Here is a 14,956-nt window from a genome sequence, read left to right on the forward strand (position 1 = left end):
CGCGCACGACGGTCAATCCGGCCGGTGACTTCCCGTGGCTCCGTCGATGAGCTCGCGCAGGATGTCCATGTGCCCGGCATGGCGAGCGGTCTCCTCGACCAGGCCGATCAAGACCCGCCGCAAGCTCACCTGCTCACCGAACCACGCCGTACCCACGTCCTCGATGCCGTGCTCGGCGATTACCGCATCGGACGCGGCGCGGGCGCGGCCGTAGAAGGCGACGATGTCGGCGGTGGACTCGTGCGGGCCGGCGTTCATGTCGGCGACGACGTCGGTTTCCAGCGCCTCGGTCGCCCGGTCGTAGGTCTTGGGGAGCCACTCGTACTCCACTCCGGCGAGGTGCTTGACCAGCCCCAGCAGGTTGGTGCCCGTGGGGGTCATGGGCCGGCGCAGCTGTTCGTCGTCGAGGCCTTCCACCTTCCACAAGGCAGCGTCGCGCTGACGGTCGAGGCTGATGTGCAGGCTCGTCTTCTCATCACCCCTGAGCGGCACCCGCTTGGTCATGGCAGCCACCCTGCCACCGGGAGGGGCACCGGGGGCCGTCTCGGCCGTGCTAGCGATGTGGTGGGCGCGGGCGGCTGTCCCGCTACGGTCCGGTGGTGCCTCGCGACCGCTTCCGCCTGCCTGCCGCCGTCTACGGAGTCCTCCGTGATGGGGAACGGGTCCTGGTGCTGCGCCGGGCGGGCACCACCTTCCGCGCAGGTCAGCTGAGCCTGCCTGCTGGGCACCTGGAGGGCGGGGAGGACGCCGTAGCCGGGTTGCTGCGCGAACTGCGGGAGGAGGTCGGCGTCGAGGCCTTACTTGCTGACTGTCGCCTAGCACTGCTGGTGCACTCAGCGCCCGAGCACGAGAGCGATCTGGAGTACCTGCACTTGTTCTTCGTCGTGGAACGGTGGAGGGGTGAGCCGGTCATCGGTGAGCCGGACAAGTGCAGCGAACTGGTGTGGGTGACCCCGGCCGCGCTGCCGGGTGATGTCGTCGACTACGTGGCCGACGCACTGCACGCGATCGAGCGGGGCGAGCCCCTGCTGCTGCACGGCTGGTGATCATGCGCAGACCTGCGGCGCTGGAGGACGGCCCGGCCGTTGCCCGACGCGCGCACAACGCGGGATGACCGTGAAGTCGCCGGTACCGGCGACCACTGCTCAGAAACCAGTGATGGGCACCGGGGCAGGAACATCGAGCAGCCTCTTCACGAAACTGCGGGAGCGACTCTCGAAGCCGGCTGCCAGGTAGAAGGCGTGGGCCTCCTCCCGCCAGTCCCCCGAGGACAGGTCGAGGCGAGGAGCTCCGGCGGATCTGGCGTGGGCTTCTGCAGCGTCTAGAAGGGCAGAGCCGATGCCACCCCGGCGCAGGCGTGATGAGACGACGAGGTCGGTCACGCGGCAGGTGAGGGCGTCATCGTCCATCCGAGGCACCAGGTGCGTGGCGATCAGACCGACGACGTCGCCGTCGTGCTCGGCCAGCTGAAGTCGCGACGATGGCGGTGCGGAGAACCGCTGGATGTGGGCTTGGGCCGCGCTCTCGCTCGTGGGGTAGCCCATCTCGGCCAGGAGTGCGGCGACAGCTGCGGCGTCGGTGCTTTCAGCGTCTCGGATTCTCACGGACATGCGGGGAGTGTGCCGCCGCAATGGGGATGAGGGTCAGCAGGCGCGCCAGCCCTACGCCGGCTTGGCTGCCGTGGGCGGCGGTCGCGTTGAGCTGCGCAGGGACGTTGCTGCTGCTGCCGTGTCTGGGCCCGAGCGACCGCGCACAACACGGGATGACCGTGCGCCGCGCGCACCTGCGGGATGACCATGCGCTGCACGCACAGCGACATGTTTCCCGACGGTGTCGGTCCCCAACCGAGCGAGGGGATGAGCTCCGAAGGCGGCGAGTGACTGAACTAGGAGTTGGCCTCCTCAACGGCTACGAGCTCTGTCTCCATTTCGTCGAGGGCAGCTGAGAGAGCATTGACGAAGGACGGGAGGTCGGCCGCGCGGCGTTGGCCATCGCTGGAGAAGTCCCAGGCGTAGGGGGCTGGCCAGCGCCCCGTCTCCACACGCTCGATCCCGGTTGCTGCGATTGCTATGGCCGCGTGGAGCTTGATGACGTCCCAGTGTCCTGGTGCCTGCCGGTACGACCTCGACAGGACGCCGTGGCCGCGGCGGTCTATCTGACCGACCGCGCCGAGCCGCTTGCGCAGGTGCGCCAGCCGCAGTCGCGACTCACCCAGCCGCAGTGTTAGCAGCTCATCGACGGTCGTCCGGCGCAGCTCCGCCAGGCTCGTAAGGGTGATGTTGCTGCTGCGGGCCATCTCTTGTGCGCCGCTCTGGAAGCCGACCTCACTGACCAAGATGCCCCGATCGGCGCCGACGTCGCGCACGATCTCAGCGAGGGCCGCGACGTACAGCTTCTCCACGGGCCGTCGACGCTGCTTGCACTCCACGACCCACAGCTGCTCCAGCCCGGCGCGGCGATGGCGCACGACGACGTCGACATCGTGGCCACCCCGCACCCCCGGGACGTGCGTATCCGTCGCTGCGTCCAGCCCTAAGGAGCGAAAGAGCGCTGCGGTCTCCTCCTGATACTCGCGCCATCCGGCCACGCGCCTAGTGTTCCGCAGCCTCCGGTGAGCACTGCCACGCCGGGCGTCCGTCTGGCTCGTGGGATGAGCGTGCGATCCACCGGGCAGCGTTTGGTGACTCACACCAGCGCTGGCCGTCTACGCCAGGCGGCCGGAATCGAGGCGGGCCCCGTCGCGAAGGTCGGTTACTCGGGCGGTGGTGCCAAAGGGCGACAACGTCACGACCTGATCGCCGGGGCGCAAGCGGTCGTCTTGCTGATACCGGGCGAACAGTTCGGCTTCCGCTCCAGCATCACCGGCATCAGCGCGCACGAGCAGCGACGCGACGTCGTCCACCAGTCCCGCGTTCTTGAGCGGGTCTGCTGTTGCGCCCCAGCTATCCCACAGCAGCAATTCGTCGCCGTAGCGGTGCGCCACCTCGAAGACGACGTAGGCGCCGACGAAGGACGGCCCGGAGAGGACGGGCTGTCCACGCACCCCGTAGGTGGAGAGGTCCTGCTCACCAGCGCGCCATCTCAGCCAGGCTTCGGCGGCGGTCTCAAACGGTGCCTGCGGTCCGGCGGGCATGTCGTGGACGTCGAAGGCGGCGTGAGCCGGGAGTTCGGGCTCGACCCGGCGCCAGCGGTGCCCGTCGTGGACGTCGACGACGACGTGGTCCACCGCGTGACCGGGGTCGAAGTAGTGCGCGAAGCCGACGCGGGTGCGAGCCGGTCGACCATGGTGTCGCAGCGCACCGACGACGAAGAGGGAGTGGTCGCGACAGCAACCGGCGACTCGTCGCTGCAAGGGTCGGTGCTCAGTCAGCTGGGCAGGGTTGCGGTGGGCGTCGACATCAAGGGTGACTTCCAGCCAGCGGCTGTCGACTTCGACCTGCTGGTCGAGGGTGAGGTCGCTGAGGTCGGCGCGGTAGTGGGCGATGACGTTGCGGGCGGCGGCGCACATGGCGGTCAGGTCATCCGGCACCGCGGCGAGACGGTCGGTGTGGCGGCCCGGGTCGGAGTACGGGCTGTGCTGGGTGAAGCGTTCCGGGTCCACGGCCATGTCCAGATGTTGGCAGCTCTTGGTCGGAGCACCCACAAGGTCACACTGACTGCGGGATGACCGCGAGATCACCGAACTGCGGTGTCTCGGGGCTCTGCCTGTATCGGTGCCAGCGCGTGTCTGATGCGGCCCCTACCGTGGCTGGGTATGGAGGAGACGATGCGGTTCACCGCCAGAGACGTCCCGGGCAACCCCGACCTCGAGCGCGACATCTGGGCGGCCGTCTTGGGATGGAGCTTCGAGCACCGCAACCCCCAGGACGGGGAACGGGTCCGCGTCCACCGCCGCCTGGACGGGACGTTCGTCGGTGAAGGCATCTGGGAGAAGCGCACCGATCAGCCGGACGGCAGCTACATGGCCGTGCTGCACACCGACGACGGTCGCGTGGTGAGCGTTCCCGGCGGTCCCCGGTGCGAGGTGCTCCAACCCCTCCCGCGTCCGCGGCCTCCGGTGCTGACCGCTGACGAGCTGTACGTGGTGGGTGAGCTGCTGGAGGAGCTGGCTGCGGTCTATGCCGGGGAGGACCTGGGCCGGCTGGCTGGGGCTGTTGCCGCCCGGATCGAGCAGGGCTTGGCCGAGTACGACCGGCACGCCGACTGAGGTTGCCGGCCAAAGCCTGCTATCGGGCGGCCGGATGCAACGGGCGCACAGACCGCGCGCACCGCGATGATATGTGGGTGATCGGGGGCTAACCTCCGGTCTGAGCCTCACCGGCTCGACGTCCTCAGCGTGGAGGCACCCTCATGACCGTTCTGGATCTTCGACTCACCCAAGGTTCAACGCCCTCCGGACTGCCCGCCGTGCGCCTGGGTGAGCCCTGGCTGGACGCCTACCTCGACTTCCTCACCGCCCGCTGTCGACCCAACAGCGTCCTGGCCGCCGGCTACGACCTGAAGGTCTTCTTCACCCTCATCGCCAAGACCCCGGCGGAGGTCACCGCCGCCGACGTGCTGGGTTTCATCACCGCCCAGCGAACAGGATCAGCGGAAGTGCTCGGCCCGGTGATCGCCGTCGTCGCCGACGCCGACGCTGCTGGAGGGGTCAGTGCCCGCACCGTTCGACGCCGGTTGTCCAGCATCAACGGTTTCTACACCTTCCTCCTCGCCCGCGGCGACATCACCGCCAACCCCGTCCCCCTCGGCCTGCCGACACGGCGCGAACACGACGAGCCCCACGACCGGCCTGGCGGCAGTCGCGGATCGAGAACCCCACTGGTCCGCTCCCCGCGGACCCTGCCGGTCATCCTCAACCCCGACGAAGCCGACGCCCTCACCACAGCACTCCGCACCCACCGCGACCGCGCCATGGTCGCCGCGATGCTGCTCGGGGGTTTGCGTCGCTGCGAGGTCCTGCGCCTGCGCCTGGAGGACCTGAACGTCGGGGCACGGCGGGTGTTCATCGCCGAAGGCAAAGGCGGACACCAACGCCAGATCCCGATCTCCAGGCGGTTCTTCACCCATCTCGGCGACTACCTCAGCCTCGAACGCCCAGCCGAAGCCGACCAGTTGGGGCACGGACACGTCTTCTGCGTTCTCAAGGGTCCCCGCCGCGGGCACCCACTGTCGGCCTCGGGACTCGACGAGGTCCTCGACGGAGCACGGCGCCGCGCCGGCCTGGCGCACGTCACCTGCCATCAGTTGCGTCACACCTGCCTGACCCGGCTGCGCGAAGCGGGCATGGCCCTGGAAGCGATCCAGGCCCAGGCCGGTCACGCGTCCATCGAATCCACCCGCATCTACCTCCACCTCGGCGATGACTGGCTGGCGGGGCAGTATCGCCGCGCCGCCGAAGCCATCGATGCTCAAGCGTTCGCTGGCCACCGCACTGCTCCACCCACTCCCGAGGTCATCTCACCGATCACGTCAACGGTCATGGGACTGCGAGGTCGGCGATGAAGCAACCCGACCGCTTCCTCAGCTGGGCCGAGATCGACTCTGAGGCAATGGGTGACGCAACAGAGCTGACCGTTCCCATGCACGCCTACCTGAGGCAGATCGCCACCACCTTGCGCTCCGGCAGTGTCCGTAACTCCGACATAGCGCTGCGCTGCTTCACCCAGTTCATGTTCCAGGAACACCCTCAGATCACCCGCTTGGCTGACGTTCGTCGCGTCCACATCGAGGACTACAAGCCCTGGCTGGCCACCCGCACCAACCAGCGCGGGAAACCCGTCACCGCCGCCACCCGCGCCCACCGCCTGGGCAACCTACGCACCTTCTTCATCCGCATCCGCGACTGGGACTGGCCGCAGGCCCCACCCACGGTTCCCATCCTCTTCGGTGACCTGCCGCGGCAGGAGAAACCCCTGCCGAAGGCCCTGGACGATGCGGCGGCGGCGAAGTTCCTGCGCGCCGCGCAGACCCGACCGCGTCTGCTCGAGCGGGTCATCTGCGAGGTCCTGATCCGCACCGGACTGCGCGTCGGGGAGTTCACCGGTCTGCGCCGCGACGCCGTCCGCCAGATCGGGGCTGGGCACTGGCTGCACGTTCCTGTCGGCAAACTCCTCGACGATCGCTACATCCCGCTGCACCCTCAACTGGTCGAGCTCATCGCCGATTACCGTGACCGCTTCGTCGACCCTGCCCACCCGCTGCTGCTGCCGCGGGAGAACGGCACACCCATGGACCGTTACAGCGTCACCCGCTGCCTGAACAACGTCGCCACCGCCGCCGGCATCGGCCACGTCCACCCCCATCAGATGCGCCACACCCTGGCCACTCAGGCCATCAACCGCGGCATGAGTTTGGAAGCCATCGCTGCCCTGCTGGGGCATCACTCGATGGACATGACCCTTCGCTACGCCAAGATCGCGAATCGGACCGTCGCTGATGAGTACTTCGCCGTCACCGAGAAGGTCGAAGCGCTCTACGCCGCCCACGACCCCGACAACCTCGACGGCGAGAACACTGCGTTGCCGGCCTCCGCGGCCGGCCCGGAGATGGCCCGCCTGCACCGCGAGATGCATCAGCGGATGCTGGGCAATGGCTTCTGCACACGACCTCCGGCGCTGGACTGCACCTTCGAGTCGGTCTGCGAGACCTGCACGTTCTTCCAGACCTCGATCGCCTTCCGACCGACGTTGCAGGCCCAGTACGACCACGCCGCCGAACATGATCAACAAGGGCGTCAGCAGCTCTTCGCGGGCCTCCTCAGAGGCCTCGACCAGCCCGCGTCCTGACCCCCTTGACACCGATCACCCACATAAGCGGGATGACCGTGCGTTCGTGCACTGCGGCATATGAGGGCGGTCGCTACCGATGAGGGTCGCGCTCCAAGCCGTTGTCAGAGGGTGTCTGGCGTCGTACCGGGCGCAGGGGCTGTCGCTCCGGGCGAGACCTCCAGGAACGCCACCCCCCACGACGACGGCGCTTCACTGAGTTGGGTGGGCTTGAAGTTCGGCTCCTCGTCGTGGGAGAGCGTGAGGTCCTCGATCTGGTGGGCTTGTCCGTCGCAGTTCAGGGTCTGTTCGGTGCCGGCCAGGTCCAAGACGATGCTGCTTCCGCCGGTGCAGGCGACGAAGGCTCCGACGGTGCCGCCCCAGGGGAGGGTAGAGAGGGAGACGCTGTGCTCCTGTTGCCCGTCGCCACCGACCGCGCCGAGGGAAGTGGCGCCCGAGGCCTGTGCTGCATCGCTGGCGATCGTCATCGCGTTGGGACCCGTGGGCGTGGGGGCGGGCTCGACGTCGCCGGCGGAGCAGGCACTGAGAAGTCCTAGGGCGAGCAGTCCTGGAGCCCACCAGTTGCGCTGGATGCGTCGCTGCATCTGTGCACCGTAGCAACGGCTTCGGGGCGCCGTTGGCGCGATGACCGTGGGCTGCGCGCGCACCGCGGGACGACCTCGCGTCCCGCGCTCTGCGGGATGACTGTGACGTCGGATGGGTCCCGTCAGGTCGCCTGGAGGGTGGGGTGGCTAAGCACGTCGCTCAGCATCGGCCGGTGCTCGGGGTGCGCCCAAGGCACCTGATCGAGCTCGTCGGCGCTGAACCAGGCGAGGCGGTCGTGCTCGGCGGGGCACTGGTTGCTAGGCCGTCCGCTCCAGGTCCGTACCCGCCAGGTGCTCAGGTGCAGTTCGGTGCCAGGTGCGCCGTGGGTGAAATGCAGCCGGGAGGTGGGTTCGTCGTCGAGGTCAAGGTCGAGGACGTCGATGCCGAGCTCCTCGTGCAGCTCTCGGCGCAGGGCCTGGGTCTCGGACTCGCCCGGCTCGATGTGTCCTCCGGGCAGGGCCCACGTGGCGGGGTAGGCGCGGCAATCCGCGCTGCGCAGAGCCAGGAGCACGCGGCTGTCGTGGACGAGGATGCCGACGGCGACGGTGTGCACCGGTGAAGCCAAGCAGACGTTCACGACGGCGCTGGGCCGGGTCACGACCGCGCACTCAACGCGGGATGACCGTGAGGTTCCACGGACGGGCAGCGGCCTGTAGTCGAGACGCTAGGTGAGATCCGTCCCAGGCGACGGCGAGGTGCGCAGCGGTCCCTGCAGCCAGTGGTGCGCCTCGGTGTGGCTGCGCAGGCGGACGACAGGAACGCCGGACTGCTGGCGAGCCAGGACGCTGACGCGGGCTGCGTTGGTGCGGTGGGTCTTCCATGCCCAGCGCACGATGTGGTTCGGGTCGCTGAAGAAGGTCCGCAGCGGTGGCTCGACGTTGCCGTTCCACAGCACCTGGCGCCGCAGCCGGCGCACCACCGTGCGGCGGGTGACCTGGTGCATGACCACGGTCTTGGGCAGGTCCAGCCAGACCAGGAGGTCAGCCCGCTCGAGCAGGTGGTCGCGCACGGAGCCGTACTGCCACTCGGTGACCCAGGCGGGGCCGGCGCTGAAGCGGTGCACGTCTTCCTCGAAGGAGGGCCGCGGTGTCCAGCCCGGTCCGTGGAAGAGGGAGTCCAGCTCCACGTGGGGTACGTCCAGGACCTCGGCGATGCGCGCGGCCAGGGTCGTCTTGCCGGATCCGGAGGGGCCGGCGACGAGGATCCGTAGGGGGCGGTGGGGTAGGGCGTCGGTGGGGCCGAGCAGTGCCACGGTGTCGACGCTAGCCAACCGGGGGCGTGGCGTCGGCGTTCCAGCCGACGGCGCGGATCACTGCCTGCGCCACCTCGGACGGGGCCTGCCCCGCTGCCACTGGCACCTCGACGTCACCGATGCCGACTGCGTTGAGGATGGCGTCCAGTTCCCCGCTGCGGTGCAGGTGCCAGTCCAAGGCTTCGCGGTCATCGTGGTGTCGCTGACGCAGGCGGCCTTTGACATCGCTGAGGTCCACGCGCAGACGGCACACCGTCAGTGGCACCCCGGCGGCTTGCTCGTACAGGGGCTGTTGCGCGGGATCTTCGAGCACCCCGGCCAAGACCAGGCGGAGCGCACCGGCGGCGAGGTGATTGCGGGCCACGTCGCGCAGGTTGGCCAGCATCAGCTGCTCGTGGAAGGGGTCGGCCTCGGGGCTGGGCCAGGCGTCGCGCAGCGCGTCGAGGTCGATGACGGCGTAAGGGGTCGCGCCCTGGCGCAGCAGCGCACCGATGTATCTGGCGGTAGTGGTCTTGCCCGATCCGACGGTGCCGGTGATCAGCAGGGCCGCTGGCGATGAGGTGGAGGTCCGCACCGACGCGACGGTAGCGGCTGGCCGAGCACCGTTCGCGGGATGAGCGTGCGTTTCGATGCGGTGCCCATAGCGGCTGTCTACGCTGAATCTCATGTCTGACCTGCAGATCGTCGCGCTGCTCTTCCCCAAGGTGACGCAGCTGGACCTCACCGCCCCAGCGCAGGTTTTCGCCCGGCTCCCTGGAGCCCGAGTCCACCTCGCCTGGCACGACACCGCGCCGGTGGTCACCGACTGCGGCTGGTCCATCGTGCCCACCACCACCCTCACCGACTGCCCACCCGCGGACATCCTCTTCGTACCCGGAGGGGAGGGTGCCTTCGAGTTGTTCGAGGACGACGTCGCGCTGGACTTCCTACGCCGTCAAGCCGCATCGGCGCGGTGGGTCACCTCGGTGTGCACCGGCTCGTTCGCTCTGGCGGCGGCGGGGCTGCTCGACGGGCGGCGGGCCACCAGCCATTGGGCATCTCTGGAGATGCTCGCCGAATTCGGTGTCGTACCCGTGTCCGAGCGTGTGGTCGTTGATGGTCAGGTCGTCACTGGGGCCGGCGTCACCTCAGGGATGGACTTTGCCTTGCAGTTGGCGGCCTTGGAGGTAGGTGAGGACGTGGCCAGGGGGGTGCAGTTGACGTTGGAGTACGACCCGGCGCCTCCTTTCGACCACGGTTCGCCACGGACGGCTGATCCCGAGGCGGTGCGCCTGGGGCGGCAGCGGGCACGAGAGGGTCGTCTCGCGCGCGTCCAACAGGCCGCTCACCGCTTGGCTTCGGGTCGGAGCTGATCGTGGCGATAGCCCGCGCAGCGCGGGGTGACCGTGCGGGACCGCACTCGGGAAGGGTCACTGTGGGCTCAGGTGAGCAGCCTGGTGATGGCAGCAGCCACCGCAGGAGCTTGCTCGACATGCAGGAAGTGCCCGGCCGATAGTGACTCGAACCTCCCCAGCGGCAGGCTCTCGGCGTAAGCGCGCTGGTGGGCGACGACGTCGGCGCGAAACGGCGCTGCGGCTTTGGTGGCATGCCCTGCCGACAAGACGACCACGGGGCACGCCGGCGGTGCGGGTGGATCAGCGCGCAGGCTGGGTACGGCCTCTTGCAAAGCTAGGTGCTCGCGACGAGCTTGGGCCAGGGACTTCGGCGTGAAGTCCTCAGCGATCATCGCCTCGCCGGTGGCTGCGGGTAGGGCTCGACGTCGGGCGGTGGTGGCCCATCGGCGCAGTGGGGCGAGGTGGGCGACCTGCTGCTGCAGGGCCAGCAGTCGCCCGAACTGGCGGTAGTAGTTCGGGTCGCTGTAGGCGTCGGCGGTCTCGGTGGTGGGGTCCAGCAGCACCATCCCGGCGATCTGCTGGCCCAGGCCCCTCTGAATCAGCAGCGGGAGGGCGCAGCGGATGAGGAGACCACCGAGGCTGTGCCCGACCAGCACGATGCGCCCGGCAGGCTCGCCGCTGTCTGCACTTGCTCCTTCTCCGTCCGTCGCACCGGTCACGTCAGTGCTGTCCGCCGTGACTGCAACGGCGTGCTGGACGAGGTCGGCGAAGCGCTGAGCCATTGCTTCGATGGTTGTGGCCTGACCGGAGGCGGGGCTGCGTCCAGAACCGGGCCGGTCGTAGGTCACCACGGTCACTGCTGCACCGACCTCGTCGAGGAGGTGGGGCATGAGTACGTCCCAGGAGGTGCGGCAGTTGCCCAAGCCGGCTTCAAGGACGACGAGGTGGTGGCCGTGGCCGTGGACCTCGACGTTGAGGTCCTCCCCGTTCAGCTGCCACTGGTGGGAAGGCGCAGGCCGGTCGCGCAGGGCGAGTCCAGTCTCTGTTGTTGCCTTGGCCACCTGAGCCTCCTCGATTGGTGCCTGGGGCACCGACGGTATGAGGTCGAACGAGCCGGGAACATGATCCGTGGGGCAGCTCACAGAGATCGGACATCGTCAAGAGCGGACGTTCGAGCCGGCCGTGATCGCGCACTGAGCGCGGGATGACCCTGCGCTCCGTGGCACGACCGAGCGTCGGCGCGCTACGTCCGTTCAGGCGCAGCGCGCTACGGCCGTGGTGCCTTCCGCAGGCGTCGCCGCTCCTTGAAGGACTTCTGGGCACGAGTGATCCGAGGCGAGGTGGTGAGGGCGAAGATGGCGAAGCTTCCGCCGCTGACGAGGGTGTGTGCCCAGTGGGGCCAGCCGAGGGAGTCGCCGATCCCCATGATGGTGGCGGTGATCACGGCGAAGACGAGGATCACGAGCGGTAGCCAGAGCCAAAGGGGCATGGTCCGTCGCTGGTTCTCTGCAGGGTCGGACACGTATCCACGCTCGCACGTCCCAGGTGCGAGCAAGCTCCTGTCGGCGCTCTTGGTACCCGGATGCCGCCGTTGATCATTCGGCTGTCCGGACGGTTGAAGGCGTTGGGGACGCCCTGCTCGCCATCGTGGGTTAAGTACAGGCGCGCAGGACCGGGTTGCGGGACCGTGCGCCCGCACCCCGGGACGACCGCGAAATCCGCTGTGTTGGCGGCATCCGTCCATCAGGATCGTCGAGTGCGGACACTGCGACCAGGACGGATGATCGTCACCACCAGCGGGGTGTGGGTACTGGACGAGTTCCAGCCGGTGGCAGCGGTGCTCGACCCCGACACCGGCGCTCTGCGCCGACTGGTCTCCTGGGCGCAACTACCACCGCCATCCCCGGGTGAGGACGTCGTGGTCTGCGCCGACGGCGACGGCTTGTGGATCCAGCACGCTCGCCTGGGGCCCCTGGTGCGGGTGGACCTGGACGGGATCAGCACCACGGCGTGGACCGATGGCCTGGTGCTGAGCGCGGCCGGTGCGGGCAGCGCCTGGTGCACCTCGCCGCTACCGAGGGCGGAGATGGTGCACGGCGCCGAGGCCGAGGCCGAGCCCGCGGTCTTCCCCAGCGGTGCGGTGGTGGCCCGTGTCGCCCGTGTCGATCGCGACGGCCGGGTGCAGAAGGTGTTCACCGATGCCCCGGTCAGCGCTGTACTCACCAGTGAGGAAGCGCTGTGGGTGCAGCTGGACGTCGCGCCGTGGTCGCTGCTCAACCATGACCCGCAGACCCACGAGGTGGTCTGGTCCAGTCGGTGGTTTCCCCTGGCCTGGAGCGGCGACCTGCCCGATCGTGTGGACGCCGCTGGCGGGCAGTCCGAGCAGCCGGCGGCGGCCGCGACTTCCCTGGGTGGGGAGGGGCGCTGGTACGGCTACTTCTACGACCCCGAGGCGGACCTGGACAGGGACAGCGAGCAGGTCGTGGTCTCCAAGGGCGAGGCTGGGGCCGGGTTGGTGTGGCGGGTGGGTTGGGAGGCGTCTGGGGAGGACGAACCTGCTCAGGGGAGCATCGCCGCGGCCTTCGAGACCACGGCGATCACCGATGCCCAGGGCAGTGTCGAAGCGTTGCAGGTTTTCCAGTTGGGTGTGGAGGGGATCCGGGCGGTCGCGGCTGTTGGTGAGCACCTGCTCGTGGTGACCAACGGTGTCCCGCCTGCCGGGGAGTCGGCGCGGATTGAGGATCTGCATCGGCGGGAGTTTCTCGCTCCGTGCGTGGTTGTCTTGCGGGCGGGTGTGGAGCAGGTGCAGGTGTGGCTCGCCAGTAACGACGTCGACATCAGCGACTTGTGCTGGCCGCTGCTGCCACGACCGTTGGATGCGGATTCCTATGCCCAGCAGGTTCTCGCGCGGTGGCAGCGGATGGACCGGTTCTGGCCTGGTCGTGACGGGTGGCATCCGCTGGTGTACGGGTTGAGCGGCAGCCGCGCCCGGTTGGTGGGGGACTGGCCGGGGACGCAGGTGGAGTTCACCTTCGACTACGCATCTCGCCCCGGTGTTCGGCTGCGACGGAGCATTGCCTTGTTCGATGAGGTTGGGGCCTTCGCCAGCCGGGAGCACGCCGACATCAAGCTGGCGTACGACCTGGACAACGAGCGGCTACCGCCGGTGGAGGATGCCAGGGACGGCTATCTGGACGTGTGATGCAGCTGCGGTGCGGGCCGTGCGGTCAGCGAGCTCGGCCGTGCGTTTCTCGGGCTTCTCGACATGATCGCGACGTCGCCGGCAGCTCAGGACCGCGCACAACGCGGGATGACCGCGCGTCCCGCGCTTCGGGTCATGTCCGTGCGTTCGGACAATGATCTCTGACGGCGTGCGGCGAGCACTACGTGGATCAGAGGTTCGACGGTCCTCGATCCTTCCAGGCAGCCATCGCTCTCCTCTGGGCTCGCTTCGCGCGCCGTGCCTGACGCCGTCGCTGCTGGATCGGCTCGAGCAACTTCCCGAGGAGGAGCGCCGGGAGGACGATCACGGCCGTCGACAGCCAGTCCGGCCCGTAACGATCCTTGATCAAGGCGTAGACGATGACACACGTTAGGAACGTGACGGCCAACAACGCCCAAGGGCGCCAACGGCGGGCAGGTCGACCTTCAACGCTTCGGCGGTCCGTCACTGCTCAACTATGACCGCTGCGAGGACGTCAACGGTGTGAGAGGAAACAGCGTCTGGCACGTGGCGACCACCCGGCCATCGTCATGACCGCGACGTCGCAGACCGCTGGCGACCGCGCACAACGCGGGATGACCGTGAAGTCGGCGGCCACACGGATGGCGGGATGACCGGACGGGTCTCAGTAGGTCCCGACCGGCATGGCCTCTGGCCTGGTCATCGCGGGTCGAGGTCGCAGGTGAGCTCGCGGAACGGTCGGTCACCAGGCCCGGTGAAGTCTCGGACGGGGGTGAAGCCGGCTTTGCGGCACAGGGCGAGGGAGCGGTCGTTGAAGGTGGCGACGGCGGTGCGCAGTTGACGCGGGTGGAAGAGGTCCCAAGCCAGGGCGGCGACCTGCTCGAAGAGCCCGGAGGCCAGGCCGCGGCTGGTCAGGTTGGGGTGGACACCGAGGCCCACGTCGAGGACTCCGTCCTGGGGCTGCTGTCCGCGGACGCGTGCTTCGGGGCCGAAGACGCAGAAGGCGACGACCGCGCCGTCGTCGGTGGCGGGGTAGTAGCCGCCGCCGTCAGGGTCGCGGTCGGTGAAGAGGTTCGTGTTGGCGGGGTCGACGTCGTAGAGGTCGAAGGGCGGCGGGTAGGCCCAGGCGGCGACAGAGCGGGCCTCGTCGTGGGTGAAGGGGCGGGTCAGCAGGGTCGGCACCTGCTTCACGGTAGCCAGATGGCAGCGCAAGGACCGCCCGACTTTCGCCACGAGCGTGAAGTCGCGGCCGTCCATGATCGCGCGGACGGCGGGATGACCGTGAAGTCGGTGTCAGGGCCGCGAAGGTGCTGGACGTAGGGAACCACCCCGTCTGGGGCGGTGGATGGGGTGAGGACGCGGTGACGTCTGTTGTGGGCTGGTGGGGTCGTGCTGCCGGCCCTGGCGTGCTGCGCGACCTAGCGTGCAGGGGTGACCGCTCTTCCCGACGATGCGCGAGGCCTCGATGACGACGAGGCCGGCGTCCTGGAGTTGCTGCTGCGGGCGGACTTCCCTGGTGCGGTGGAGCTGAGGGTGCAGGCCGGGCACCTGCTCGCAGGGCGTGGCTGTACCTGTCCCTGCGGAAGCATCGACTTGTTCGTCACCGATCCAGCTGCTCCTCGAGCGTTCACGGTGGGTTGCACGCCGGTGGAGGGCAGCTTCGACGCCGGCCAGGTAGGGCCCTGCTCTGTTGTGCTCTTCGTGCGTGACGGGGTCCTGCATCGGTTGGAGGTCGTCTACTACGACGACCCGCCGAGGATGCCGAGCCCGGAGCAGATCACGTCGATCTCTGTGCGACGTGCCTGATGCGAGGTTG

General features: G+C 68.8%; 18 protein-coding genes. 7 read left to right on the forward strand and 11 right to left on the reverse strand.

What is annotated here, in order from left to right:
* Positions 1–12: 12 nt before the first annotated feature.
* Entirely contained in the window at positions 13–504 is a 492-nt protein-coding gene (locus OG218_RS02245) for a DinB family protein (protein WP_328291575.1), read from the reverse strand.
* 95 nt (positions 505–599) lie between these two features.
* Here OG218_RS02245 and OG218_RS02250 point away from each other — a divergent pair, with 95 nt between their 5' ends.
* Positions 600–1,046: an NUDIX domain-containing protein gene (locus OG218_RS02250; RefSeq protein ID WP_328291576.1), complete on the forward strand. Its 447-nt coding sequence runs from the start codon at positions 600–602 to the stop codon at positions 1,044–1,046.
* Positions 1,047–1,145: 99 nt separating this feature from the next.
* On the opposite strand, the gene OG218_RS02255 is transcribed toward OG218_RS02250, so the two are convergent.
* The 3 genes from OG218_RS02255 to OG218_RS02265 form a co-directional block, all read right to left on the reverse strand.
* The gene (locus tag OG218_RS02255; RefSeq protein WP_328291577.1) at positions 1,146–1,610 is read right to left on the reverse strand and encodes a GNAT family N-acetyltransferase; all 465 of its coding nucleotides are present in this window, start codon (positions 1,608–1,610) and stop codon (positions 1,146–1,148) included.
* 275 nt (positions 1,611–1,885) lie between these two features.
* The gene (locus OG218_RS02260; RefSeq protein WP_328291578.1) at positions 1,886–2,587 is read right to left on the reverse strand and encodes a restriction endonuclease; all 702 of its coding nucleotides are present in this window, start codon (positions 2,585–2,587) and stop codon (positions 1,886–1,888) included.
* Between the two features lie 117 nt (positions 2,588–2,704).
* Complete coding sequence (locus OG218_RS02265) at positions 2,705–3,607, reverse strand: transglutaminase domain-containing protein (protein ID WP_328291579.1); 903 nt, start codon at positions 3,605–3,607, stop codon at positions 2,705–2,707.
* Between the two features lie 147 nt (positions 3,608–3,754).
* Here OG218_RS02265 and OG218_RS02270 point away from each other — a divergent pair, with 147 nt between their 5' ends.
* The 3 genes from OG218_RS02270 to OG218_RS02280 all read left to right on the forward strand — a co-directional run bounded on the left by OG218_RS02270 (position 3,755) and on the right by OG218_RS02280 (position 6,785).
* Entirely contained in the window at positions 3,755–4,207 is a 453-nt protein-coding gene (locus OG218_RS02270; RefSeq protein WP_328291580.1) for a hypothetical protein, read from the forward strand.
* A gap of 143 nt (positions 4,208–4,350) precedes the next feature.
* Complete coding sequence (locus OG218_RS02275) at positions 4,351–5,502, forward strand: tyrosine-type recombinase/integrase (RefSeq protein WP_328291581.1); 1,152 nt, start codon at positions 4,351–4,353, stop codon at positions 5,500–5,502.
* On the forward strand, positions 5,499–6,785 hold the full coding sequence (locus tag OG218_RS02280) for a tyrosine-type recombinase/integrase (protein WP_328291582.1): 1,287 nt from the start codon (positions 5,499–5,501) through the stop codon (positions 6,783–6,785). The genes OG218_RS02275 and OG218_RS02280 overlap by 4 nt, the downstream gene beginning before the upstream one ends.
* A gap of 104 nt (positions 6,786–6,889) precedes the next feature.
* On the opposite strand, the gene OG218_RS02285 is transcribed toward OG218_RS02280, so the two are convergent.
* From OG218_RS02285 to OG218_RS02300, 4 genes are all read right to left on the reverse strand, one after another.
* Complete coding sequence (locus OG218_RS02285) at positions 6,890–7,369, reverse strand: hypothetical protein (RefSeq protein ID WP_328291583.1); 480 nt, start codon at positions 7,367–7,369, stop codon at positions 6,890–6,892.
* 122 nt (positions 7,370–7,491) lie between these two features.
* The gene (locus tag OG218_RS02290; protein WP_328291584.1) at positions 7,492–7,968 is read right to left on the reverse strand and encodes an NUDIX domain-containing protein; all 477 of its coding nucleotides are present in this window, start codon (positions 7,966–7,968) and stop codon (positions 7,492–7,494) included.
* 66 nt (positions 7,969–8,034) lie between these two features.
* Positions 8,035–8,616 (reverse strand): AAA family ATPase, encoded by a 582-nt coding sequence (locus OG218_RS02295; protein WP_380162070.1) that lies wholly within the window; start codon positions 8,614–8,616, stop codon positions 8,035–8,037.
* A 16-nt stretch (positions 8,617–8,632) separates the two neighbouring features.
* A complete protein-coding gene (locus tag OG218_RS02300; RefSeq protein ID WP_328291586.1) occupies positions 8,633–9,196 on the reverse strand; it encodes an AAA family ATPase in 564 nt (187 codons plus the stop codon).
* A gap of 91 nt (positions 9,197–9,287) precedes the next feature.
* Between OG218_RS02300 and OG218_RS02305 the strand changes: the two genes are divergently transcribed.
* A complete protein-coding gene (locus OG218_RS02305) occupies positions 9,288–9,974 on the forward strand; it encodes a DJ-1/PfpI family protein (protein WP_328291587.1) in 687 nt (228 codons plus the stop codon).
* A gap of 68 nt (positions 9,975–10,042) precedes the next feature.
* Here the strand turns inward: OG218_RS02305 and OG218_RS02310 are convergent, their stop codons facing one another.
* Together OG218_RS02310 and OG218_RS02315 are read right to left on the reverse strand one after the other, a co-directional pair.
* Positions 10,043–11,098 (reverse strand): alpha/beta fold hydrolase, encoded by a 1,056-nt coding sequence (locus OG218_RS02310; protein ID WP_328291588.1) that lies wholly within the window; start codon positions 11,096–11,098, stop codon positions 10,043–10,045.
* 125 nt (positions 11,099–11,223) lie between these two features.
* On the reverse strand, positions 11,224–11,445 hold the full coding sequence (locus OG218_RS02315; protein ID WP_328291589.1) for a hypothetical protein: 222 nt from the start codon (positions 11,443–11,445) through the stop codon (positions 11,224–11,226).
* A 291-nt stretch (positions 11,446–11,736) separates the two neighbouring features.
* On the opposite strand from OG218_RS02315, the gene OG218_RS02320 reads away from it, so the two are divergent.
* Positions 11,737–13,158 (forward strand): hypothetical protein, encoded by a 1,422-nt coding sequence (locus OG218_RS02320; RefSeq protein ID WP_328291590.1) that lies wholly within the window; start codon positions 11,737–11,739, stop codon positions 13,156–13,158.
* Positions 13,159–13,839: 681 nt separating this feature from the next.
* Here the strand turns inward: OG218_RS02320 and OG218_RS02325 are convergent.
* The gene (locus OG218_RS02325; protein ID WP_328291591.1) at positions 13,840–14,322 is read right to left on the reverse strand and encodes a GNAT family N-acetyltransferase; all 483 of its coding nucleotides are present in this window, start codon (positions 14,320–14,322) and stop codon (positions 13,840–13,842) included.
* Positions 14,323–14,571: 249 nt separating this feature from the next.
* Between OG218_RS02325 and OG218_RS02330 the strand changes: the two genes are divergently transcribed.
* A complete protein-coding gene (locus OG218_RS02330) occupies positions 14,572–14,946 on the forward strand; it encodes a hypothetical protein (protein ID WP_328291592.1) in 375 nt (124 codons plus the stop codon).
* Positions 14,947–14,956 lie beyond the last annotated feature (10 nt).

This window comes from Kineococcus sp. NBC_00420 (genome assembly GCF_036021035.1).
Classification (GTDB): Bacteria; Actinomycetota; Actinomycetes; order Actinomycetales; family Kineococcaceae; genus Kineococcus.

What these genes read in the sequence shown, in the direction of transcription:
- OG218_RS02245 (WP_328291575.1), bottom strand. Translation starts at nt 504, where the DNA reads ATGACCAAGCGGGTGCCGCTCAGGGGTGATGAGAAGACGAGCCTGCAC.
- OG218_RS02270 (WP_328291580.1), top strand. Translation starts at nt 3,755, where the DNA reads ATGGAGGAGACGATGCGGTTCACCGCCAGAGACGTCCCGGGCAACCCC.
- OG218_RS02315 (WP_328291589.1), bottom strand. Translation starts at nt 11,445, where the DNA reads ATGCCCCTTTGGCTCTGGCTACCGCTCGTGATCCTCGTCTTCGCCGTG.
- OG218_RS02305 (WP_328291587.1), top strand. Translation starts at nt 9,288, where the DNA reads ATGTCTGACCTGCAGATCGTCGCGCTGCTCTTCCCCAAGGTGACGCAG.
- OG218_RS02280 (WP_328291582.1), top strand. Translation starts at nt 5,499, where the DNA reads ATGAAGCAACCCGACCGCTTCCTCAGCTGGGCCGAGATCGACTCTGAG.
- OG218_RS02265 (WP_328291579.1), bottom strand. Translation starts at nt 3,607, where the DNA reads ATGGCCGTGGACCCGGAACGCTTCACCCAGCACAGCCCGTACTCCGAC.
- OG218_RS02255 (WP_328291577.1), bottom strand. Translation starts at nt 1,610, where the DNA reads ATGTCCGTGAGAATCCGAGACGCTGAAAGCACCGACGCCGCAGCTGTC.
- OG218_RS02285 (WP_328291583.1), bottom strand. Translation starts at nt 7,369, where the DNA reads ATGCAGCGACGCATCCAGCGCAACTGGTGGGCTCCAGGACTGCTCGCC.
- OG218_RS02275 (WP_328291581.1), top strand. Translation starts at nt 4,351, where the DNA reads ATGACCGTTCTGGATCTTCGACTCACCCAAGGTTCAACGCCCTCCGGA.
- OG218_RS02320 (WP_328291590.1), top strand. Translation starts at nt 11,737, where the DNA reads ATGATCGTCACCACCAGCGGGGTGTGGGTACTGGACGAGTTCCAGCCG.